The 21,808-nt window shown below is 67.3% G+C and carries 25 protein-coding genes; all 25 read left to right on the forward strand.

The genetic code is table 11. From position 1 onward, the window contains the following. Positions 1–172: 172 nt before the first annotated feature. A complete protein-coding gene (locus AX685_RS06600) occupies positions 173–412 on the forward strand; it encodes a ribbon-helix-helix protein, CopG family (RefSeq protein WP_066486708.1) in 240 nt (79 codons plus the stop codon). Continuing rightward, positions 403–786: a type II toxin-antitoxin system PemK/MazF family toxin gene (locus tag AX685_RS06605; RefSeq protein ID WP_231738645.1), complete on the forward strand. Its 384-nt coding sequence runs from the start codon at positions 403–405 to the stop codon at positions 784–786. The genes AX685_RS06600 and AX685_RS06605 overlap by 10 nt, the downstream gene beginning before the upstream one ends. Before the next feature lie 21 nt (positions 787–807). Continuing rightward, the gene (locus tag AX685_RS06610) at positions 808–1,716 is read left to right on the forward strand and encodes a class I fructose-bisphosphate aldolase (RefSeq protein ID WP_066486710.1); all 909 of its coding nucleotides are present in this window, start codon (positions 808–810) and stop codon (positions 1,714–1,716) included. Between the two features lie 76 nt (positions 1,717–1,792). After that, positions 1,793–2,278: a hypothetical protein gene (locus AX685_RS06615; protein ID WP_066486713.1), complete on the forward strand. Its 486-nt coding sequence runs from the start codon at positions 1,793–1,795 to the stop codon at positions 2,276–2,278. Further along, entirely contained in the window at positions 2,275–2,964 is a 690-nt protein-coding gene (gene thiE, locus AX685_RS06620) for a thiamine phosphate synthase (RefSeq protein ID WP_066486715.1), read from the forward strand. The genes AX685_RS06615 and thiE overlap by 4 nt, the downstream gene beginning before the upstream one ends. A gap of 61 nt (positions 2,965–3,025) precedes the next feature. Beyond that, entirely contained in the window at positions 3,026–4,024 is a 999-nt protein-coding gene (locus AX685_RS06625; protein ID WP_066486717.1) for a L,D-transpeptidase family protein, read from the forward strand. A 1-nt stretch (position 4,025) separates the two neighbouring features. After that, positions 4,026–4,610 (forward strand): M23 family metallopeptidase, encoded by a 585-nt coding sequence (locus tag AX685_RS06630; RefSeq protein WP_066486718.1) that lies wholly within the window; start codon positions 4,026–4,028, stop codon positions 4,608–4,610. 66 nt (positions 4,611–4,676) lie between these two features. Next, complete coding sequence (efp, locus tag AX685_RS06635) at positions 4,677–5,240, forward strand: elongation factor P (RefSeq protein WP_066486720.1); 564 nt, start codon at positions 4,677–4,679, stop codon at positions 5,238–5,240. A 229-nt stretch (positions 5,241–5,469) separates the two neighbouring features. Then, positions 5,470–6,282, forward strand: coding sequence for an inositol monophosphatase family protein (locus AX685_RS06640; RefSeq protein WP_066486721.1), 813 nt, complete (start codon positions 5,470–5,472; stop codon positions 6,280–6,282). A 141-nt stretch (positions 6,283–6,423) separates the two neighbouring features. Continuing rightward, a complete protein-coding gene (gene ndhC, locus AX685_RS06645; RefSeq protein WP_066486723.1) occupies positions 6,424–6,798 on the forward strand; it encodes an NADH-quinone oxidoreductase subunit A in 375 nt (124 codons plus the stop codon). Continuing rightward, positions 6,789–7,334: a NuoB/complex I 20 kDa subunit family protein gene (locus AX685_RS06650; RefSeq protein ID WP_066486725.1), complete on the forward strand. Its 546-nt coding sequence runs from the start codon at positions 6,789–6,791 to the stop codon at positions 7,332–7,334. The genes ndhC and AX685_RS06650 overlap by 10 nt, the downstream gene beginning before the upstream one ends. Beyond that, on the forward strand, positions 7,331–8,179 hold the full coding sequence (locus tag AX685_RS06655; RefSeq protein ID WP_066486727.1) for an NADH-quinone oxidoreductase subunit C: 849 nt from the start codon (positions 7,331–7,333) through the stop codon (positions 8,177–8,179). Before AX685_RS06650 ends, AX685_RS06655 begins: the two co-directional genes overlap by 4 nt. Beyond that, a complete protein-coding gene (locus tag AX685_RS06660) occupies positions 8,176–9,444 on the forward strand; it encodes an NADH-quinone oxidoreductase subunit D (protein ID WP_066486728.1) in 1,269 nt (422 codons plus the stop codon). Before AX685_RS06655 ends, AX685_RS06660 begins: the two co-directional genes overlap by 4 nt. 41 nt (positions 9,445–9,485) lie before the next feature. Continuing rightward, positions 9,486–9,791, forward strand: coding sequence for a nuclear transport factor 2 family protein (locus AX685_RS06665; protein WP_066486758.1), 306 nt, complete (start codon positions 9,486–9,488; stop codon positions 9,789–9,791). Then, on the forward strand, positions 9,791–10,486 hold the full coding sequence (locus AX685_RS06670; protein ID WP_066486729.1) for a complex I 24 kDa subunit family protein: 696 nt from the start codon (positions 9,791–9,793) through the stop codon (positions 10,484–10,486). Before AX685_RS06665 ends, AX685_RS06670 begins: the two co-directional genes overlap by 1 nt. Further along, positions 10,483–11,787: an NADH-quinone oxidoreductase subunit NuoF gene (nuoF, locus tag AX685_RS06675; protein WP_066486735.1), complete on the forward strand. Its 1,305-nt coding sequence runs from the start codon at positions 10,483–10,485 to the stop codon at positions 11,785–11,787. The genes AX685_RS06670 and nuoF overlap by 4 nt, the downstream gene beginning before the upstream one ends. Further along, positions 11,787–13,781, forward strand: a complete 1,995-nt coding sequence (gene nuoG / locus AX685_RS06680; protein ID WP_066486737.1) for an NADH-quinone oxidoreductase subunit NuoG — start codon at positions 11,787–11,789, stop codon at positions 13,779–13,781. The genes nuoF and nuoG overlap by 1 nt, the downstream gene beginning before the upstream one ends. Then, a complete protein-coding gene (nuoH, locus tag AX685_RS06685; RefSeq protein WP_066486739.1) occupies positions 13,778–14,824 on the forward strand; it encodes an NADH-quinone oxidoreductase subunit NuoH in 1,047 nt (348 codons plus the stop codon). Before nuoG ends, nuoH begins: the two co-directional genes overlap by 4 nt. Before the next feature lies 1 nt (position 14,825). After that, a complete protein-coding gene (nuoI, locus tag AX685_RS06690) occupies positions 14,826–15,311 on the forward strand; it encodes an NADH-quinone oxidoreductase subunit NuoI (protein ID WP_066486749.1) in 486 nt (161 codons plus the stop codon). 133 nt (positions 15,312–15,444) lie between these two features. Continuing rightward, positions 15,445–16,056, forward strand: coding sequence for an NADH-quinone oxidoreductase subunit J (locus tag AX685_RS06695; protein ID WP_066486763.1), 612 nt, complete (start codon positions 15,445–15,447; stop codon positions 16,054–16,056). Then, on the forward strand, positions 16,053–16,367 hold the full coding sequence (gene nuoK / locus AX685_RS06700; RefSeq protein WP_082740649.1) for an NADH-quinone oxidoreductase subunit NuoK: 315 nt from the start codon (positions 16,053–16,055) through the stop codon (positions 16,365–16,367). Before AX685_RS06695 ends, nuoK begins: the two co-directional genes overlap by 4 nt. 7 nt (positions 16,368–16,374) lie before the next feature. After that, positions 16,375–18,522: an NADH-quinone oxidoreductase subunit L gene (gene nuoL / locus AX685_RS06705; RefSeq protein WP_066486751.1), complete on the forward strand. Its 2,148-nt coding sequence runs from the start codon at positions 16,375–16,377 to the stop codon at positions 18,520–18,522. Positions 18,523–18,535: 13 nt separating this feature from the next. Further along, positions 18,536–20,089: an NADH-quinone oxidoreductase subunit M gene (locus AX685_RS06710; protein ID WP_269450468.1), complete on the forward strand. Its 1,554-nt coding sequence runs from the start codon at positions 18,536–18,538 to the stop codon at positions 20,087–20,089. Continuing rightward, complete coding sequence (gene nuoN / locus AX685_RS06715; protein WP_066486753.1) at positions 20,089–21,549, forward strand: NADH-quinone oxidoreductase subunit NuoN; 1,461 nt, start codon at positions 20,089–20,091, stop codon at positions 21,547–21,549. The genes AX685_RS06710 and nuoN overlap by 1 nt, the downstream gene beginning before the upstream one ends. A gap of 8 nt (positions 21,550–21,557) precedes the next feature. Next, positions 21,558–21,808 (forward strand): biotin--[acetyl-CoA-carboxylase] ligase (locus tag AX685_RS06720; protein ID WP_443026252.1); only part of this gene is annotated, 251 nt, incomplete at its 3' end.

Raw genomic sequence — 21,808 nt, forward strand, 5'->3', positions numbered from 1 at the left:
GCCGAGGGCGATGCCCGCCGCGAACAATGCGGCCGCCGGAAGCAGGCGCGTGCGAATCGTCATGACGTCAGTCCCCCCGCCGCGAAGCGTGCGATGACGGGACGGCCCATGTCAAAAGCCGGTTGCGTCGTTCCGGCCAAGCCTCTACGTTAAACGCGTTAAACGGAGAAGCATGTTGCTGGGCGTCAGGCTCGATACCGAACTGGAGGAACGGCTGGCCGCGGTCGCACGCACGCAGGGGCGCAGCAAGAGCGACATCGCACGCGAGGCGGTGCGCCGCTACGTCGAGCTGCACGACGAGGCGTTCCGGCGCGAGGCGCGGCGCCAGTCGACGCGCGCGTCGCGGCGCGACACCGCGGGCGACTATGCCTTCTGGGAACGTGCCGAATCGGAGGATGCGGCGTGGCGGTGACGGAGGTGGCGGACGCTGCCGCGACGGCCACCGGCAGCGGCCCGGTGATCCAGCATGGCGCGATCGTGATGGTCGATGCGCCGGAGGGTATCGACGGCACGCCGCGCGCCTGCGTGGTGGTGCAGGCCGATCTGTTCAACGAAACCCATGCGACGGTCACCGTATGCCCGTTGACGACGGTGGTGGGGGGCGAGGCGCTGTTCCGCGTTGCCATCTCTCCGCAGGAACATACCGGGCTGCCGGTGGAGTGCGAGGTGCAGGTGGATCGCATCACCAGCATCCGCCGTCATCGCATCGTCAAGGTCATCGGCCATGCCTCCGCCACCCGCATGGAGCAGGTGGATCAGGCATTGCGCCGCTGGTTAGCTTTGTAATCAAACAGATAGGGAATAAACATGACGCCGATCGTCAAGTCGATTCTGGACAAATACGAAGCCACCAGCCCGGCGGTGAAAGCCAATCTGGCGCGCATCCTGATGCAGGGGAAGCTGGGCGGCACGGGCAAGCTCATCATCCTGCCGGTCGACCAGGGGTTCGAGCACGGCCCGGCGCGCAGCTTCGCGGTCAATCCGCCGGCCTATGACCCGCACTATCACTATCAGCTGGCGATCGACGCCGGCCTGTCGGCCTATGCGGCGCCGCTGGGGATGCTGGAGGCGGGCGCCGACACGTTCGCGGGGCAGATCCCGACGATCCTGAAGGTCAACAGCTCGAACAGCTGGGCGACGCAGATCGCGCAGGCGCAGACCGGCAGCGTCGAGGACGCGCTGCGGCTGGGCTGCGCCGCGATCGGCTTCACCATCTATCCGGGGTCGGACGATATCTTCGCCGCGATGGAGCAGATCCGCGCGCTGCGCGAGGAAGCCGCCGCGGCCGGGCTGGCCACCGTGATCTGGAGCTATCCGCGCGGCGGCAAGCTGAGCAAGGATGGCGAACTGGCGCTTGATGTCGGCGCCTATGCCGCGCACATGGCCGCGCTGCTGGGCGCACACATCATCAAGGTGAAGCTGCCGAGCGCGCATATCGAGCAGAAGGACGCGCAGAAGAGCTACGAGGGCACCGACTGGTCGAAGCAGTCCGACCGCGTGCGCCATGTCGTCCAGTCGAGCTTCGCGGGGCGGCGGATCGTGGTGTTCTCGGGCGGGGCGGCCAAGGGTGCCGACGCGGTGTACCAGGACGCGCGCGACATCCGCGACGGCGGGGGCAACGGCTCGATCATCGGCCGCAACACCTTCCAGCGCGAGCGTGGCGAGGCGCTGGCGATGCTCGACAAGCTGGTGTCGATCTACAAGGGCGAGGAATAGGCCGCCCGCCGGCGGCGCGCCAGGTCATCGCGCGGGGGGCTTTGTCGCGCCGCGCGATCCGCGCTACGCTTCTCGGATGAGCGGGCGGGCGGACCATGGCAGCTTTTCCAGCCGGCGGGGCATCGCGCCGATGCTGTGGGCGCTGCTAGTGCTGTGCGCGATCGAGGCGGCGGTGACGCATCTGTTGCTAGCGTGGTGGTGGCCGCGCGTGGCGGCGGTGCTGTCGCTGGCGTCGGCGGGCATGTTGATCTGGGCGGTGCGCGGGGTGGCCGGCATGACGACCCGGCCGAGCACCGTTGACGATCATGGCGTGACGCTGCGGACCGGCCGGCTGGTCGCCGTCACGATCCCGTGGCGGCAGATCGGCGGCGTGCGCTGTGACGAGGTGCCGCGCCGTCAGCCGGGGACGCTGAACCTGGCGCTGGTGGCGCAGGCGAATGTCGTCATCGATTGCACGCCACCGCTGCGCCGCGGGCGGCGGCAGTACGATCGGGTCGCGCATCGGCTGGACGACGCGGCGGCTTTCGTCGCGGCGCTGAAGCGGCTAGGCGCGGGGGCATGATCGACGATCCCCTCGGCCCCCTCGACCCCGATTTCGCCGTTTCTTTCAAACGCGACGATCGTCGCCCGCCGTGCCAGCTGTATGTGGTCTCGCCGCTCGATGTGAGTGGCGGCTTCCCCGACCGGCTCGCCCGCGCGCTGGATGCCGGGCCGGTCGCGGCGTTCCAGTTCCGCGTCAAGGACCTGGACCAGCATAGCGCGGCGCGGCTGGCCGAGCCGCTCCAGCGCATCTGCGCCGACCGTGAGGTCGCGTTCATCGTCAACGACAGCGTCAGCCTGGCCAAAAGGCTGGGCGCGGACGGCGTCCACCTGGGGCAGGACGACGGCGATGCGCGCGAGGCGCGCGGGGTGCTGGGGCCGGAGGTGCAGATCGGCGTCACCTGTCACGACAGCCGCCACCTGGCGATGGAAGCGGGCGAGGCGGGCGCGGATTATGTCGCGTTCGGCGCCTTCTATCCCACCACCACCAAGGCGGTGCGGCATCGCCCGGAACCGGTGATCCTGTCGTGGTGGAGCGCGCTGTTCGAACTGCCGAGCGTCGCGATCGGCGGGATCACGCCGGGCAATGCCGCGCCGCTGGTCGCGGCGGGGGCGGACTTCATCGCGGCCAGCCATGCGATCTGGGGCGGCGACGAAGCCGCGGCGGTCAAGGCGTTCGCGGCGGTGCTGGAGGGCCGGGCGACGTAATCGCGACGGACCCGGATGCGTCCAACTGCGTTGTTTCGGCACCGAAATACGAGAGGTGCCCGTGAAGCGTATCGTCGCCGCCGCCCTGATCCTTGCCACCGCGCCCGTCGCGGCGCAGACCGGACGCTCCCCCGCCGGCGCGTCGCTCGACCCCGCGGTGCTGCGAATGCAGGTGGTGCTCGACAAACTGGGGTTCGGCCCCGGCATCCTCGACGGGCGCGGGGGCACGTCGCTGACCAACGCGATCAAGGGGTTTCAGGAAAGCCGCGGGCTGCGTGTCACCGGCACGCCGGATGCCGCGACGCTGGCGGCGCTGCGCCCTTATGCCGGGGTGCGCCCGACGATCGAGGTGACGCTGGACCGTGACGGGATGCGCGGCCCTTACGTGCCCGTCATCCCCAAGGACTATGCCGAACAGGCCAAGCTGCCGTCGATGGCGTACCGCCGCCCGCTGGAAAAGCTGGCCGAACGGTTCCACACCACGCCGCAGGTGCTGGCGGAGCTCAATCCCGGCGTGACGACCATCGCGCCGGGGACGAAGATCACCGTGCCCAATACCTTCCCGACCTCGCGCGCCTATCCGGCGGACGCGACGCCGGCGTGGCGCGCGACGCTCGCGTCGCTCAACGTCGAGGCGAAGGTGCCGCAGGCAGCGAAGATCGTCGTCGACAAGTCCGACGGCGTTTTGCGCGTGCTGGACGGGCAGGGGCGGCTGATCGGGCAATATACCGCGACGATCGGATCGTCGCGCGACCCGCTGCCGCTGGGCAACTGGAAGGTGCTGCACGTTTCGCCCAATCCCGACTGGAAGATGAATCCGAAGATCCTGAAGGGCGTCAGCGACGATAAGCAGGCGCAGATCATCCCGCCGGGGCCGAACAACCCGGTCGGCGTGGTGTGGATCGACCTGAGCAAGGAGCATTACGGCATCCACGGCACCAGCGAGCCGCAGCAGATCGGCCGCGCGCAGTCGAACGGCTGCGTCCGGCTGACCAACTGGGACGCCGCGCGGGTGGCGTTGATGGTGAAGGGCGGGACGCCGGTGCTGTTCCAGGCGTGACATGACGCGGCTGGGCTGGTCGATCCTGGCGCTGATCGTGCTGGCGGCGGCGGGCTTTGCCAGCCTGTTGTCGTTCGGGCGCGCGCCGGTGGTGGCGCCGGCGCCGGTCGCGAGCGAGCCTGCGGCGGCGGCGACGGATGGCGGGCGGCTGCTTGTCCCCGTCGCGGGCATCGCGCGCGACCATCTGACCGACAGCTGGGGGCAGGACCGCGGCGGCGGCGCGCGCGCGCACCATGCCATCGACATCATGGCGCCGGTCGGCACGCCGGTACGCGCCGCGGCGGCGGGGCGGATCGAGAAACTGTTCGACAGCCGCGACGGCGGGCTGACGATCTACCAGCGCAGCGCGGATGGCGGCACCGTCTATTACTACGCGCACCTGTCGGGATACCGCCGCGGGCTGGCGGAGGGTCAGGCGGTGCGCGCGGGCGAGCCGATCGCGGCGGTCGGCGCCACCGGCAATGCCGATCCGGGCGCGCCGCACCTGCATTTCTCGGTAAAGCGGATGCAGCCGGGCGAGCGGTGGTGGCAGGGGCAGGAGGTGAACCCCTATCCGCTGCTTGCCGGATCGCGCGGCCTTCGCTAGATCGCCGCCACCCGGCCGCCGGGCTTCCCCCCGCGCGGTCCAGCTCTTTTCCATAGGCGAAGCCCCATGAAGATCAGCGGCGTGGACATCCGTCCCGGCAACATCATCGAATACGAAGGCGGCATATGGCGCGCGGTCAAGATCCAGCACACCCAGCCCGGCAAGGGCGGCGCGTACATGCAGGTCGAGCTGAAGAACCTGCGCGACGGCCGCAAGAACAACGTCCGCTTCCGCTCCGCCGAGACGGTCGAGCGCGTCCGGCTGGACACCAAGGATTTCCAGTTCCTGTTCGCCGAGGGCGACAGCCTGGTCTTCATGGACAAGGAAACCTATGATCAGGTGACGCTGCCGCGCGACCTGCTGGGCGATGCCGCTGCCTTCCTGCAGGACGGGATGGACGTCGTCATGGAACTGTATGACGAGGAAGCCATCAGCGTGCAGCTGCCCGACACGATCGAGGCGACGATCGTCGAGGCCGACGCGGTGGTAAAGGGGCAGACCGCCTCGTCCAGCTACAAGCCCGCGGTGCTCGACAATGGCGTGCGCGTGATGGTGCCGCCGCATATCGCCAGCGGGACGCGGATCGTCGTCGACGTGTACGAACAGACCTACGTCCGCCGCGCGGATTGAGACCGGGCGGACGAGTCAGATAGCGGCGCTATCTGTCCGATCCGCCGGCCCGGCCAGCGCGCGTGGCGCGACTGACGGCGCGGGCTTTGCCCGCGGCGGGCGTGGATATAAGCTTGCTCCTCCACGGAAGAGCGAATGAAGTAGATGTCGTCTGCGGGGCGGGTATGCCGTCGACGACTGCCCCTCTCCCCGACCCTCTCCCCGCTGGGGAGAGGGAGAAGGAATTGATATGCCATCCCATTCCGGCCTGTTCACCGTCATCGAACGCGCGGCGCGCAAGGCCGCGCCGCGGCTGCGCCGCGACTTCAACGAGGTCCAGAACCTTCAGGTCAGCCGCAAGGGGCCGGCGGACTTCGTCAGCCAGGCCGACCAGCGCGCCGAGCAGACGCTGTACGAGGAACTGTCCAAGGCGCGGCCCGACTGGGGCTTTGTGATGGAGGAGCGCGGCAATGTAGAGGGCGACCCCAGCAAGCCGCGCTTCATCGTCGATCCGCTCGACGGCACGTCGAACTTCCTTCACGGCATCCCGCATTTCTGCATCTCGATCGCGGTCGAGGAGCCGATGCCCAACGGCAAGCGCGAGATCACGACCGCGCTGGTCTACCAGCCGCTGACCGACGAAAGCTTCTGGGCCGAGAAGGGCCGTGGCGCATGGTTGCAGGACCAGCGGCTGCGCGTATCGTCGCGGCGCGAGCCGTCGGAGGCGCTGATCGCCACCGGCATCCCGTTCATGGGGCATGGCGACTTCGCGCAATGGACGCGCATCTTCGGCGCGGTGGCGCCGCAGGTGGCGGGCATCCGCCGGCTGGGCGCGGCGGCGCTGGACCTGGCGTGGGTTGCGGCCGGGCGGTTCGACGGATTCTGGGAAAGCGACCTCAAGATCTGGGACGTCGCGGCGGGAATGCTGCTGGTGAAGGAAGCCGGCGGTTTCGTCACCGATTTCCGCGGCGGCGACCGCGCGATCGAGCGCAACGAATTCCTCGCCGCCAACGACGCGATGCATTCGAAGCTGCACAAGATGGTGGCGCAGGCGTTGCGGTGATCCGCGTGGCCCCGGCGCGCGCCGGGGCCGGCTTCCTGCGATTCATTCTCACGGTTCGCGGCCTTGCCCCTCCACGGGCGGCGTCCTAAAGCGTCCCCGTCCTTTCTCGCATCTGCGAGAGAAGCCACGAGAGAGCCTATAGTGGTCGATCTGTCGCAATATCTTCCGATCCTCCTGTTCCTGGGGGTGGCGCTGGCGCTGTCGTCGGCGTTCGTGTTTCTGCCGATGGCGGTTGCGAAGCTGACCGGTGCGTCGAAGCCGACGCCGGAGAAGCTGGCCGAGTATGAATGCGGCTTCCCCGCGTTCGAGGACAGCCGGTCGCAGTTCGACGTGCGATTCTATCTCGTCGCGATCCTGTTCATCATCTTCGATCTGGAAGCGGCGTTCCTGTATCCGTGGGCGGTCAGCGTCTTCACGCTGGGCTGGACCGCGTGGATCAGCATGATGATCTTCATTGCCGAGCTGGCGCTCGGCCTGGTGTATGCGTGGAAGAAGGGAGCGCTGGAATGGGAGTAGAACTGGCCCACCAGCCGTCGGGGCAGGGCGTGATCGCCCCCGACCAGGCGTTCTTCGACGGCCTGAACGGCGAGCTGACCGACAAGGGGTTCCTGGTAACCTCCACCGAGGAGCTGTTCCAGTGGGCGCGCACCGGATCGCTGTGGTGGATGACGTTCGGGCTGGCGTGCTGCGCCGTCGAGATGATCCACGTCAACATGCCGCGCTATGACATGGAGCGGTTCGGCGCCGCGCCGCGCGCGTCGCCGCGCCAGTCGGACGTGATGATCGTCGCGGGCACGCTGTGCAACAAGATGGCGCCCGCGCTGCGCCGCGTGTACGACCAGATGTCCGAGCCGAAATACGTGATCTCGATGGGATCGTGCGCCAATGGCGGCGGCTATTATCACTATAGCTACAGCGTCGTGCGCGGGTGCGACCGGATCGTGCCGGTCGACATCTACGTCCCCGGCTGCCCGCCGACCGCCGAGGCGCTGCTGTACGGCGTGATGCAGCTGCAGCGGAAGATCCGCCGCGCCGGGAGCATCGAACGGTGAGGGCGCCGGCACCCGCCTGGGCCGCGAGCCTGAACGAGGCGACGATCGAGGCCGCGCGCGGCGCGATCGGCGCGGCGCTGACCGATGCGGTCGAGGTTGCGGGCGAGGTGCAGCTGCACGTCACCCGCGACGGGCTGGTCGCGGCGATGACCGCGCTGCGCGACACGCCGGGACTGGAATATCAGCAGCTGATGGAGATCGCGGGCGTCGACTATCCGGATCGCGCGGAGCGGTTCGAGGTCGTCTATTGCCTGTTGTCGCTGACGCGCAATCACCGCCTGCACGTCCATGTCCCGGCGACCGAGGACGCAGCCGTGCCGTCGGTGACCGGGCTGTGGCCGGTCGCCGGCTGGCTGGAGCGCGAGGTGTACGACATGTTCGGCGTGCTGTTCGCGGGCAACCGCGACCTGCGCCGCATCCTGACCGATTACGGCTTTCGCGGGCATCCGTTCCGCAAGGACTTCCCGCTGACCGGCTATACCGAGCTGCGCTATTCCGAGGAACAGAAGCGCGTCGTGTACGAACCGGTGAAGCTGGCACAGGATTTCCGCACCTTCGACTTCATGAGCCCGTGGGAAGGCGCCGAATATGTGCTGCCGGGCGACGAGAAGGCCAAGCTGCCTGAGGCGAAGGGTGCGCCCTCGCCGGTGACCGCGACCGAGGTGCAGAAGGCCGATGCGGCGCAGGCCGCCAAGGCGGCCCCGGAAGCGCCCAGCCAGCCCTATGCCAAGAAGGATGCGCAGAGCACCGCGCAGACCGGCGCGGGCCGCAGCGAGTCCGAAGGAGCGCCCAAGCCGGCCGACCCCGACGTCGTGCCGACCAAGGGGCAGGGGCAGAACCAATGAGCGAGACGCTGACCCAGAACGAGCACGCGATCGACCCGGCGCTGGCGAAGATCGCGCATGTGACCGACGCCGACCACCCGGAAGCGGGCGACGTCGCGATCCAGAACTATACGATCAACTTCGGTCCGCAGCACCCGGCCGCGCACGGCGTGCTGCGGCTGGTGATGGAGCTGGACGGCGAGATTGTCGAGCGGATCGACCCGCACGTCGGGTTGCTGCACCGCGGCACCGAGAAGCTGATCGAATACAAGACCTATGCGCAGGCGATCCCCTACTTCGACCGCCTCGATTACTGCTCGCCGCTGTGCATGGAGCACAGCTTCGTCCTGGCGATCGAGAAGCTGCTCGACCTGGAGGTGCCGGTCCGCGCGCAATATCTGCGCGTGTTCTTCGCCGAGCTGACGCGCATCTGCAATCACATGCTGAACCTGGGGTCGCATGTGATGGACGTCGGCGCGATGACGCCGAACCTGTGGCTGTTCGAAATCCGCGAGGATTGCATGGGCTTCCTGGAGCGCGCGTCGGGCGCCCGGATGCACCACAATTACCTGCGCCCCGGCGGCGTCCACCAGGACGTGCCGCTGAAGCTGTTGACCGATATCGGCGACTGGCTCGACACGCGACTGCCGCGGCTGTTCGAGGATGCGATCAGCCTGGTCGCGGACAACCGCATCTTCAAACAGCGCAACGTCGATATCGCCACCGTCAGCCGCGAGGATGCGATCGCCTGGGGCTTCTCCGGCCCGATGATCCGCGCCGCGGGCGTGCCGTGGGACCTGCGCAAGTCGCAGCCCTATGACGTCTATGCGAAGATGGACTTCGAGGTGCCGGTGGGCACGCGCGGCGACTGCTACGACCGGTTCATGGTCCGCGTCGAGGAAGTGCGCCAGTCGGCGCGCATCATGCGTCAGTGCCTGAACGAGATGCCGGAAGGGCCGATCGCCTCGCTCGACCGCAAGGTGGTGCCGCCCAAGCGCGCCGAGATGAAAAGCTCGATGGAGGCGCTGATCCATCACTTCAAGCTGTATACCGAGGGCTATCACGTCCCGGCCGGCGAAGTGTATGTCGCGACCGAAAGCCCCAAGGGCGAGTTCGGCGTCTATCTGGTCAGCGACGGCAGCAACAAGCCGTACCGTTGCAAGATCCGCCCGACCGCGTTCAGCCACCTGCAGGCGATGGACTTCATGAGCCGCGGGCATATGCTGGCCGATACCACCGCCATCCTGGGTGCGATGGATATCGTGTTCGGGGAGTGCGACCGGTGAGCGCGGCGGGCAAGGCCGATCGCGTGGCGATCGCGCGCGAGATGATCGCGCATTACAATGCGCAGGACGCCGACGCCTATGTCGCGCTGATGACCGAGGATGCGTGCGAGGCGGGCTATCGCGGGGCGGTGCTGCGCGACGGGCGCGAAGGCGTAAGGTCGGGGCTGGCGGCGATGTTCGCGCAATATCCGCAGAACCGCGCCGAGATCGTCGCCGATTATGCGCTGGGCGAGACCGTGCTGCTGCACGAGAAGGTCGAGCGCGCGCCGGGCGGCGAGGCGTTCGAGGTCATGTCCATCTATTCGTTCGAGGGCGACAAGGTGTCGCGCGTGGAGTTCATCCGATAATGGCCGATGCCGCCATCATCCCCGACGAGGCCGAGGTGCGCGCGCGCTGGGGCGCGTTCGCCTGGACCGAGGAAAACGAGCGCAAGGCCAAGGAAGTGCTGTCGCGCTATCCCGCGGGCCGCGAGCAATCCGGGTCGATCCCGCTGCTCGACCTCGCCCAGCGGCAGGTCGGTGCCGAGACGCAGACGCAAGGCTGGCTGCCGGTCCCGGTGATCGAATATGTCGCGCGCTACATCGGCGTGCCGTACATGCGCGTGTACGAGGTCGCGACCTTCTACACGATGTTCAACCTGGCGCCGGTCGGCCGCTATCACGTGCAGGTGTGCGGGACGACGCCGTGCATGCTGCGCGGGTCGGACGACGTGTTCGCGGCGTGCAAGAACAAGGGCCTGATCAAGGGGAAGACCACCCCCGACGGCCTGTTCACGCTGACCGAGGTGGAGTGCATGGGCAATTGCGCCAGCGCCCCGATGGTGCAGGTCAACGACGACAATTTCGAGGATCTCGACTACGATCGCACGGTCGCGATCCTGGAGGCGCTGGAGCGCGGCGAGACGCCGAAGCCGGGCACGCAGGAGCCGGGCCGCCACACCGTAGAGCCGAAGGGCGGCGCCACGTCGTTGACCGCGATGGTGACCGAGAACCACGATTATCGCGGCGAATGGGGCAATGCCGCCGGGGGAGTGGGGGCATGAGCCTGCTCGATAGGGACCGCATCTTCACCAACCTGTACGGCTATCAGTCGTGGCGGCTGGACGCGGCGATGGCGCGCGGCGACTGGGACAATACCAAGGCGCTGCTGGAACTGGGCCAGGACAGGATCATCGACGTCATCAAGGCGTCGGGGCTGCGCGGGCGCGGGGGCGCGGGCTTCCCGACCGGCACGAAATGGTCGTTCATGCCCAAGGAGCCGAAGCCGGACCGGCCGAACTTCCTGGTCATCAACGCCGACGAATCCGAGCCGGGTTCGTGCAAGGATCGCGAGATCATCCGCCACGATCCGCACAAGCTGATCGAGGGCGCGCTGGTCGCGGGCTTCGCGATGCGCGCGCGGGCGGCCTATATCTACATTCGCGGCGAATATATCCGCGAGGCCGAGACGCTGTTCGCGGCGGTGGCCGAGGCGTATGGCAAGGGGCTGGTGGGCAAGAACGCCTGCGGCTCCGGCTATGACTTCGACGTCTTCGTCCACCGCGGCGCGGGCGCGTACATTTGCGGCGAAGAAACCGCGATGCTCGAAAGCCTGGAGGGCAAGAAGGGCCAGCCGCGGCTGAAGCCGCCGTTCCCGGCCGGCGCCGGCCTGTACGGCTGCCCGACGACGGTCAACAACGTCGAATCGATCGCGGTCGCGCCGACGATCTTGCGGCGCGGCGCGGAATGGTTCGCCAGCTTCGGCGCGGAGAACAACCGCGGCACCAAGCTGTTCCAGATCAGCGGACATGTGAACACGCCGTGCGTGGTCGAGGAAGCGATGAGCATCCCGTTCCGCGAACTGATCGAGAAGCATTGCGGCGGCATCCGCGGCGGGTGGGACAATCTGCTGGCGGTGATCCCGGGCGGATCGTCGGTGCCGCTGGTGCCCGCGAAGGACATCATCGACGCGCCGATGGATTTCGACGGGCTGAAGGCGGTCGGATCGGGGCTGGGCACCGCGGCGGTGATCGTCATGGACAAGTCGACCGACGTGGTCCGCGCGATCGCCCGGCTGAGCTACTTCTACAAGCACGAGAGCTGCGGCCAGTGCACGCCGTGCCGCGAGGGCACCGGCTGGATGTGGCGCGTTATGGAGCGGCTGCGCACCGGCGATGCGGACATTTCCGAGATCGATATGCTCCAGCAGGTCACCAAGCAGGTCGAGGGTCATTCGATCTGCGCGCTGGGCGACGCGGCGGCATGGCCGATCCAGGGGCTGATCCGCCATTTCCGCCCGGAACTGGAACGCCGCATCAAGGAACGGGGGGGAGACCTTTCCCCCATGCAGGAAGCTGCCGAATAATGCCCAAGGTCAAAGTCGACGGTATCGAGGTCGAGGTGCCCGCGGGCGCCACCGTGCTTCAGGCGTGCGAGGCCGCTGGGAAGGAAATCCCGCGCTTCTGCTATCACGAGCGGCTGTCGATCGCCGGCAATTGCCGCATGTGCCTGGTGGAGGTGAAGCCCGGGCCGCCCAAGCCGCAGGCGTCGTGCGCGCTGCCGGCGGCGGAGAACCAGGAGATCTTCACCAACACGCCGATGGTGAAGCATGCCCGCGAGGGCATCATGGAATTCCTGCTCATCAACCATCCGCTCGACTGCCCGATCTGCGACCAGGGCGGCGAATGCGACCTGCAGGACCAGTCGGTCGCCTATGGCCGTGGCCATTCGCGGTTCGCCGAGAACAAGCGCGCGGTGACCGAGAAGTACATGGGGCCGATCGTCAAGACGGTCATGACCCGCTGCATCCAGTGCACGCGCTGCATCCGCTTCGCGGAGGAAGTGGCGGGCGTGGAGGAGATCGGCGCGATCTATCGCGGCGAGAACATGCAGATCACCTCCTATCTGGAGGAAGCGGTCACGTCCGAACTGTCGGGCAATGTCGTCGACCTGTGCCCGGTCGGTGCGCTGACCAGCAAGCCGTACGCGTTCGAAGCGCGGCCGTGGGAGCTGAAGAAGACGCTGTCGATCGACGTCATGGACGCGGTGGGCACCAACATCCGCCTCGACAGCCGCGGGCGGCAGGTGTTGCGCTGCGTGCCGCGCGTCAACGACGACGTGAACGAGGAATGGGCCAGCGACAAGACCCGCCACGCGGTCGACGGACTCGTGCGTCGGCGGCTCGACCGGCCCTATGTGCGCCGCAACGGCAAGCTGGTGCCGACGACCTGGGACGAGGCGTTCGCGGCGATCGCGGCGGTCGATCACGCCGGCAGCATCGCGGCGGTCGCGGGCGACCTCGTCGATTGCGAGACGATGTTCGCGGCCAAGGCGCTGCTGAAGGAATTCGGCTCGACGCTGCTCGAAGGGCGGCAGACCGGCATGGACTATGACACGTCCAGCCTGGCGGCGGTGAACTTCAACACCACGATCGCGGGCACCGAGCGCGCCGACGCGATCCTGCTGGTGGGCACCAACCTGCGCTGGGAAGCGCCGCTGGTGAACACGCGCATCCGCAAGGCGATCAAGAAGGGCGCGAAGGTGTTCGCCGTCGGGCCGGAGACGGACCTGACCTACAAGGTCGAGTGGCTGGGCGCCGACCTGTCGGTGCTGGGCGCGCTGCCGGACGCGGTGACCGAGGCGTTCGGCAAGGCCGAGCGGCCGATGGTGATCGTCGGCGGCGGCGCGCTGAAGGGCGCGCATGGCGCGGCGCTGGCGCTGGTCGATACGCTGGGCCTCGTCAAGGAGGACTGGAACGGCTTCAACATCGTCCACATGGCTGCCAGCCGGATGGGCGGGCTGATGCTCGGCTATGCGCAGAAGTCGGGGATTTCCGCGCTGTATGACGCGAAGCTGACGTTCTTCCTGGGCGCGGACGAATGCGATTTCGGCGCGTTCGGCGGGTTTAAGGTCTATGTCGGCCATCACGGCGACAAGGGCGCGCACCATGCCGACGTGATCCTGCCCGGCGCCAGCTATGCCGAGAAGTCGGGTACCTGGGTCAATCTGGAAGGGCGCGTCCAGCGCGGCGAGCGCGCGGTGTTCCCGCCGGGCGACGCGCGCGAGGACTGGACGATCTTCCGCGCGCTGTCGGAACGGATGGGCAAGACGCTGGCGTTCGACACGCTGGGCGAATTGCGCGCGGCGATGGCGCTGGACTGCGCCGACCTGGCCGAACCGGGCCTCGTCACCTTCCCGTGGAGCGTGCCGTCGCTGTCGAGCACCGCCGAGGGCGTGATGCAGGGCTATCCGATCAAGGACTTCTACCTCACCAACGCGATCTGCCGCGCGTCGCCGACGATGCAGCGGTGTTCGGCGGAACTGATCCATGGCGAGACGTTCGCGGAGGCGGCGGAGTGACCGCGTTCTTCAACACCACCGTCGGGCTGCCCTATGGCTTCGCCTGGTTCCTGGCGACGATCATCGGCATCCTGCTGATCGCGCTGCCGCTGATGCTGGCGGTCGCGATGATCATCTATGCCGATCGCAAGATCTGGGCGGCGATGGCGCTGCGCCGCGGGCCGAACGTGGTCGGCCCGTTCGGGCTGCTCCAGTCGTTCGCGGACGGGCTGAAGGTGTTCCTTCAGGAAACGATCGTCCCGGCCGCGTCGAACAAGGCGCTGTTCCTGCTGGCGCCGATCATCACCTTCACGGTCGCGCTGATCGTCTGGGCGGTGGTGCCGTTCCAAGTCGGCGTCGTGCTGGCCGACATCAACGTCGGGCTGCTGTACGTCCTGGCCGCCTCGTCGCTGGGGGTGTACGGCATCATCCTGGCGGGCTGGGCGTCGAACTCCAAATATCCGTTCTTCTCCGCGATCCGCGCCGCGGCGCAGATGGTCAGCTATGAAGTGGCGATCGGCTTCGTCATCATCTCGGTGGTGATGTGGGCGGGATCGTTCAACCTGACCGCGATCGTCGAGGCGCAGAAGGGGCTGTACGGCTTCGTCAACGGCTTCGGCTTCAACCCGCTGCTGTTCCCGATGGCGGTGGTGTTCCTGATCTCCGCGCTGGCGGAGACGCAGCGCGCGCCGTTCGACCTGACCGAGGCGGAGAGCGAACTGGTCGCGGGGTACCAGACCGAATATTCGTCGATGGCGTTCGCGCTCTACTGGCTGGGCGAATATGCCAACGTGCTGCTGATGTGCGCCCTGAACGCGACGCTGTTCTGGGGCGGATACCTGCCGCCGTTCGACTGGGCGCCGCTGTACGTCGTGCCGGGGATCATCTGGCTGTTCGCGAAGATTCTGTTCTTCTTCTTCGTGTTCTCGTGGATCAAGGCGACGGTGCCGCGTTACCGCTACGACCAGCTGATGCGGCTGGGGTGGAAGGTGTTCCTGCCGCTGTCGCTGTTCTGGGTATTCCTGGTGTCCGGCGTCCTCATGTTGATGCGCGTGGGAGTGTAAAATGGGTATCGCGCAGACGATCAAGGCGTTCACGCTCTGGGAGTTCGTGAAGGCGCATGCGCTTACGCTGAAGTATTTCTTCAAGCCGAAGGCGACGATCAACTATCCGTTCGAGAAGAACCCGCTGTCCCCGCGTTTCCGCGGCGAACATGCGCTGCGCCGCTATCCGAACGGCGAGGAACGCTGCATCGCGTGCAAGCTGTGCGAGGCGGTGTGCCCGGCGCAGGCGATCACGATCGAGGCCGAGCCGCGCGACGACGGCAGCCGCCGCACGACGCGCTACGACATCGACATGACCAAGTGCATCTATTGCGGCCTGTGCCAGGAAGCGTGCCCGGTCGATGCGATCGTCGAGGGGCCGAACCTGGATTTCGCGACCGAGACGCGTGAGGAGCTGATCTACGACAAGGCCAAGCTGCTCGACAACGGCGACCGCTGGGAACGCGCGATCGCGGCGAACCTTGCCGCCGACGCGCCGTACCGGTAGGCGCTCGCGTGGGTTCGGGGGCCGACATGATTCTCTCAACTGTCGCCGCAGCGAAAGCTGCGGCCTCGTGCCGCAGGGGCGCATCCTTTTCGCCAAAGACCCCAGCCTGCGCTGGGGTGACGGAGCTGGTTCGGTGATCCAGGCCATCGCCTTCTATCTGTTCGCCGCCGTGGTGCTGATTTCCGGTGCGATGACGATTTCGTCGCGCAACCCGGTGCATTCGGTGCTGTGGCTGATCCTGGCGTTCTTCAACGCCGCCGGCCTGATGGTGCTGGTCGGCGCCGAGTTCATCGCGATGCTGCTGGTGATCGTCTATGTCGGCGCGGTCGCGGTGCTGTTCCTGTTCGTCGTGATGATGCTGGACATCGACTTCGCCGAGCTGCGCGCCGGATTCGTCCGCTATTTCGGGATCGGGCTGGTGCTGGCGGTGGCGCTGGTGTGCGAGATCCTGATCGGCGTGTTCGCGTGGAGCGCCGGCGGGATCGACCTGGCGCGCCGCGCCGCGCCCAGCGAGGCGACGGTGCCGAATATCGTCCAGATCGGCAACCTCTTGTACTCGCGCTACCTGTTCGTGTTCGAGGGTGCCGGTCTGGTGCTGCTGGTCGCGATGATCGGCGCGATCGTGCTGACGCATCGCGAACGGTCGGGCGCGCGCTACCAGAATATCGCGCGGCAGATCGCGCGGCGTCCGCAGGATGCGACACGCAACATGAAGCCCGACGTGGGCCAGGGGGTACAGCTGTGACGGGTGGCGTCGGCCTGATCCATTACCTCGTCGTGGCGGCATTGCTGTTCACGATGGGCGTGCTGGGCATCTTCCTCAACCGCAAGAACATCATCGTCATCCTGATGGCGATCGAGCTGATCCTGCTGGCGGTGAACATCAACCTCGTCGCCTTTTCCGCCGCGTTGCAGGACCTGGTGGGGCAGGTGTTCGCGATGTTCGTGCTGACCGTGGCCGCGGGCGAATCCGCGATCGGCCTGGCCATCATCGTCATCTTCTTCCGCGGCCGCGGCTCGATCTCGGTCGACGATCCCAGCCGGATGAAGGGGTAAGATTTCCGTGACCTCGATCCTCTTCATCGTCTTCCTGCCGCTGGTCGCGGCGATCGTCGCCGGCTTCGCCAACAAGTCGTTCGGCGCGACGCTGCCCAAGGTGGTGACGACCGGCGCGCTGTTCGTATCGTGCGCGCTGTCGTGGCCGGTGTTCATCGGCTTCCTGTCGGGCAGCAGCGCAGCGACCGTGACGCCGGTGCTGCACTTCATGACCTCCGGCACGTTCGACGTGTCCTGGGCGCTGCGCGTCGACGCGCTGACCGCGGTCATGCTGGTGGTGATCACCAGCGTCTCGGCGCTCGTTCACCTCTACAGCTGGGGCTATATGAGCGAGGAGCCGGACCAGCCGCGCTTCTTCGCCTATCTGTCGCTGTTCACCTTCGCGATGCTGATGCTGGTGACCGCGGACAATCTGATCCAGATGTTCTTCGGCTGGGAAGGCGTGGGCTTGGCCAGCTACCTGCTGATCGGTTTCTGGTTCAGGAAGCCGAGCGCCAATGCCGCGGCGATCAAGGCGTTCGTCGTCAACCGCGTCGGCGACCTGGGCTTCATGCTCGGCATCTTCGGCACCTATCTGGTGTTCGACACCGTCTCGATCCCTGCCATCCTGGCCGCCGCGCCGACGATGGCCGGATCGACGATCGGTTTCCTGTGGTTCCGCGCGGATACGATGACCGTCATCTGCCTGCTGCTGTTCGTCGGCGCGATGGGCAAGTCGGCGCAGCTGGGGCTGCACACCTGGTTGCCCGACGCGATGGAGGGGCCGACCCCGGTGTCGGCGCTGATCCATGCCGCGACGATGGTCACCGCGGGCGTGTTCATGGTGTGCCGCCTGTCGCCGATGTTCGAGATGTCGCCGACCGCGATGGGGTTCATCACCTTCATCGGCGCCGCGACCTGCCTGTTCGCCGCGACCGTCGGCACGACGCAGACCGACATCAAGCGCGTGATCGCCTATTCGACCTGTTCGCAGCTGGGCTATATGTTCTTCGCTGCGGGCGTCGGCGCCTATGGCGCGGCGATGTTCCACCTGTTCACGCATGCCTTCTTCAAGGCGCTGCTGTTCCTGGGTGCCGGCTCCGTCATCCATGCGATGCACCACGAACAGGACATGCGCTATTACGGCGGGCTGCGGAAGGCGATCCCGGTCACCTTCTGGGCGATGCTGCTCGGCACGCTGGCGATCACCGGAGTCGGCATCTACGGCATCGGCGGGTTCGCGGGCTATCATTCGAAGGACGCGATCATCGAGGTCGCCTGGGCGGGCGGCGCGCCGGTGGCGTCGATGGTGGGCGTGTTCGCGGCGCTGCTGACCAGTTTCTATTCGTGGCGACTGATGTTCCTGACCTTCTGGGGCGAACCGCGCTGGGCGGCGTCGGAGCATATCCAGCATGCGATCCACGACGCGCATGGCCATGGCCACGACGACCACGCGCATGCGCATGACGACCATGCCCATGCGCCTGACGGGCACGCGAACGGCCATGACGACCATGCCGCCGAGGCGCATCACGGCGTCGCGGCGCAGGAAGATGCCGGCCATGCGCCGCACGTCGACGCGCGCGGTTTCAACGAGATGCCGAAGGGTACCGGCGGCTATCACCCGCACGAAAGCCCGCTGGTGATGCTGATCCCGCTGATCCTGCTGTCGGTCGGCGCGGTCGCGGCCGGGTTCGTGTTCCACGGCTTCTTCATCGACCCGGAAACCGCGGGCGGCTTCTGGAAGGGCGCGTTGTTCTTCAACGAGCATCTGATGCACGAGATGCACGAGGTGCCGCTGTTCGTGAAACTGTCGGCGACGGTGGTGATGCTGACCGGGCTGCTGATCGCCTGGGCCGCGTACATCCGCTCGCCGTCGTTCCCGGCGAAGTTCGCGGACACGTTCCAGCCGATCTACCAGTTCCTGCTGCGCAAATGGTATTTCGACGAGCTGTACAATTTCCTGTTCGTCCGCCCCGCCTTCGCGATCGGCCGCGTGCTGTGGCACCGCGGGGACGAAGGGACGATCGACCGCTTCGGGCCGAACGGATCGGCCTGGGTGGTGCAACTGGGCAGCCGGGTCGCCGGCCGCCTGCAAACCGGATATGTCTATACCTATGCCTTCGTCATGCTGATCGGGCTTACCGCCGCGATCACCTGGGCGATCGCGGGCTGAGGGGGTCAGTAACGTGTCGTTCCCGATCCTGTCGCTGATGCTCGCGATCCCGGCCGTCGCCGCGGTCGCCTGCCTCTTCCTTTCGGCCTCCGCCGCGCGCTGGACCGCGCTGGCGGCGACGCTGATCGACCTTGCGCTGGGCGTGGTGCTGTGGACGTCGTTCGACGTCGGCGGCGCGCAGTGGCAGTTCGTCGAATATGCGCCGGTGTTCGGGCGCTTCGCCTGGGCGCTGGGCATCGACGGCTACGCCCTGCTGCTGATCGCGCTGTCGGTGTTCCTGATGCCGATCTGCATCGGCGCGAGCTGGCAGGCGATCGAGAAGCGCGTGCCGGAATATATGGCGGCGTTCCTGCTGACCGAGGTGCTGATGATCGGCACCTTCGCTGCGCAGGACCTGTTCCTGTTCTACATCTTCTTCGAAGCCGGCCTGATCCCAATGTTCCTGATCATCGGCATCTGGGGCGGGGTGAACCGCATCTATGCGTCGTACAAGTTCTTCCTGTACACGCTGCTGGGTTCGCTGCTGATGTTCATCGCGATGCTGTACATGAGCATCACCGCGGGCACGACGAGCATCCCGGTGCTGCTCAACTACGACTTCCCGCCGCAAGTGCAGACGTGGCTGTGGCTGGCCTTCTTCGCCTCGTTCGCGGTGAAGATGCCGATGTGGCCGGTCCACACCTGGCTGCCCGACGCGCACGTGCAGGCGCCGACCGCGGGGTCGGTGATCCTGGCGGGCGTGCTGCTGAAGCTGGGCGGCTACGGCTTCCTGCGGTTCAGCCTGCCGATGTTCCCGGAAGCGTCGGCGAGCCTGGTCTGGCTGGTGTTCGGGCTGAGCGCGGTGGCGGTGATCTACACCAGCCTCGTCGCGCTGGTGCAGTCGGACATGAAGAAGCTGATCGCCTATTCCTCGGTCGCGCACATGGCGATCGTGACGATCGGGCTGTTCGCGTTCAACGCGCAGGGGATCGAGGGCGCTATGATGGTGATGCTGGGCCACGGCCTGGTATCGGGCGCGCTGTTCCTGTGCGTCGGCGTCATCTACGACCGGCTGCACACGCGCGAGATCAGCCGCTACGGTGGGCTGGCGATCAACATGCCGCGCTATGCGATCCTGTTCCTGCTGTTCACGATGGCGTCGATCGGGCTGCCGGGCACCAGCAACTTCGTCGGCGAATTGCTGAGCCTGATGGGCACGTACAAGGTGTCGACCACGATCGCGCTGCTGTGCACGACCGGCATCATCCTGGGCGCGGCGTACATGCTGTACCTGTACCGCCGCGTGGTGTGGGGCGAGATCACCTCCGAGGAAGTGCGCGCGATGCCCGACCTGTCGGGGCGCGAGCTGTGGCTGCTGGTGCCGATCGCGGCGGCGGTGCTGTGGATGGGCGTCTATCCCGAAAGCTTCCTGGCGCCGATGCGCAAGGATACGCAGATCCTGCTGGCGCGGATCGAGCGTGCGACGCCCGCGGGGGATTCGCGCCCGACCAAGGGCACCGGGATCGTTCCCGTCGCCCACGCCGAAACGCCCGCCACGGGCCATGAAGCGCCGGGGAGTGCGCACTGATGGATTACGCCGCCAATCTTGCGATGACCCTGCCGGAACTGGTGCTGGCGCTGGGGGCGATCGCGCTGATGCTGGTCGCCGCCTGGGGTGGCCCGGCCGCGACCCGCGCGGTGTCGTGGACGGCGGTGGTGGTACTGGCGGGCGCGTGCATCGCGCTGACCGGCCCCGCGTCGTCGGGCGGATCGGCGTTCTACGGCATGTATCGCGCCGATGCGTTCGCCGCCTTCGCCAAGGTGCTGATCTATGCCGCCGCGGCGGTGTCGATCATCATGGCGCCCGATTTCTTCAAGCGGACTGCGGGCGACAACCTGCGCCCCGAATATCCGGTGCTGATCCTGCTGTCGGCATGCGGCATGGGGATCATGGTGTCCGCGTCCGACCTGCTGATGCTGTACGTCGGGCTGGAGCTGCAGAGCCTCGCCGCCTACGTGCTGGCCAGCTTCATGCGGCAGGACACGCGCTCGGCGGAGGCGGGCCTGAAGTATTTCGTGCTCGGCGCGCTCGCCTCCGGCATCCTGCTGTACGGGATCAGCCTGGTCTATGGCTTCACCGGATCGACGCTGTTCGACGAGGTCGCGGGCGCCTATGCCGCCGCGCCGCTGACCGGCAACGGCAAGGCGATCGGGCTGCTGTTCGGGCTGGTGTTCGTGTTCGCGGGGCTGGCGTTCAAGATGTCGGCGGTGCCGTTCCACATGTGGACGCCCGACGTGTACGAAGGCGCGCCGACCCCAGTGACCGGCTTCTTCGCGTCCGCGCCCAAGGTCGCGGCGATGGCGCTGGGCGTGCGCGTCGCGGTGGAGGCGATGGGCCCGGCGCACGACCAGTGGCGGCAGATCGTGATCTTCGCCGCGCTCGCCTCGATCCTGCTCGGCGCGGTCGCCGCGATCGGGCAGCAGAACATCAAGCGGCTGCTCGCCTATTCGTCGATCAACAACGTCGGCTTCGCGCTGATCGGCCTTGCCGCGGGTACGCCGGAGGGCGTCGCGTCGGTAATGACGTATATGGCGATCTATATCGTCATGACGCTGGGCAGCTTCCTGGTGGTGTTGCAGATGCGTGACGAGGACGGTCAGCCGGTCGAGACGATCGCGAGCCTGGCGGGGCTGTCGCGGTCGCGTCCCGGTCTGGCGGCGGCGCTGGCGATGTTCATGTTCTCGCTGGCCGGCATTCCGCCGCTGTTCGGCTTCTACGCCAAGTTCGCGGTCTTCTATGCCGCGGTCGAGGCGGGGCTGTTCCCGCTGGCGGTGGTCGGTATCGCGATGAGCGTGATCGGCGCTTATTACTACCTGCGCATCGTCAAGACGATGTACTTCGACGAACCCACGGCGCCCTATGGCCGCGGTGACGCGGTGGAGGGCGGCTTGATCGCGGTGGCGGCGGTCATCATCTCGCCGCTCGGCTACCTGCTGATCCCGGCGCTGACCGCCTGGACGCTCGCCGCCGCGAACAGCCTGTTCTAAGCCGCTTCGTGCCCCGTATCGTCACCGTCGCGCAGACGGGGTCGACCAACGCCGACCTGCTGGCGATCGCGCGCGACGGCGGCGGCGAAGAGGGGCTGTGGCTGCGCGCCGAACGCCAGACGCAGGGGCGTGGGCGGCAGGGGCGGGCGTGGCAGTCGCCCGTCGGCAATCTCTACGCCAGCACGCTGGTGCGCGTCGCGCCGGGCGATCCGCCCCCCCCCACGCTCGCGCTGGTCGCGGCGGTGGCGGTGGAGGAGGC

This window comes from Sphingomonas sp. CCH9-F2, from assembly GCF_001556735.1.
GTDB lineage: Bacteria > Pseudomonadota > Alphaproteobacteria > Sphingomonadales > Sphingomonadaceae > Sphingomonas > Sphingomonas ginsenosidimutans.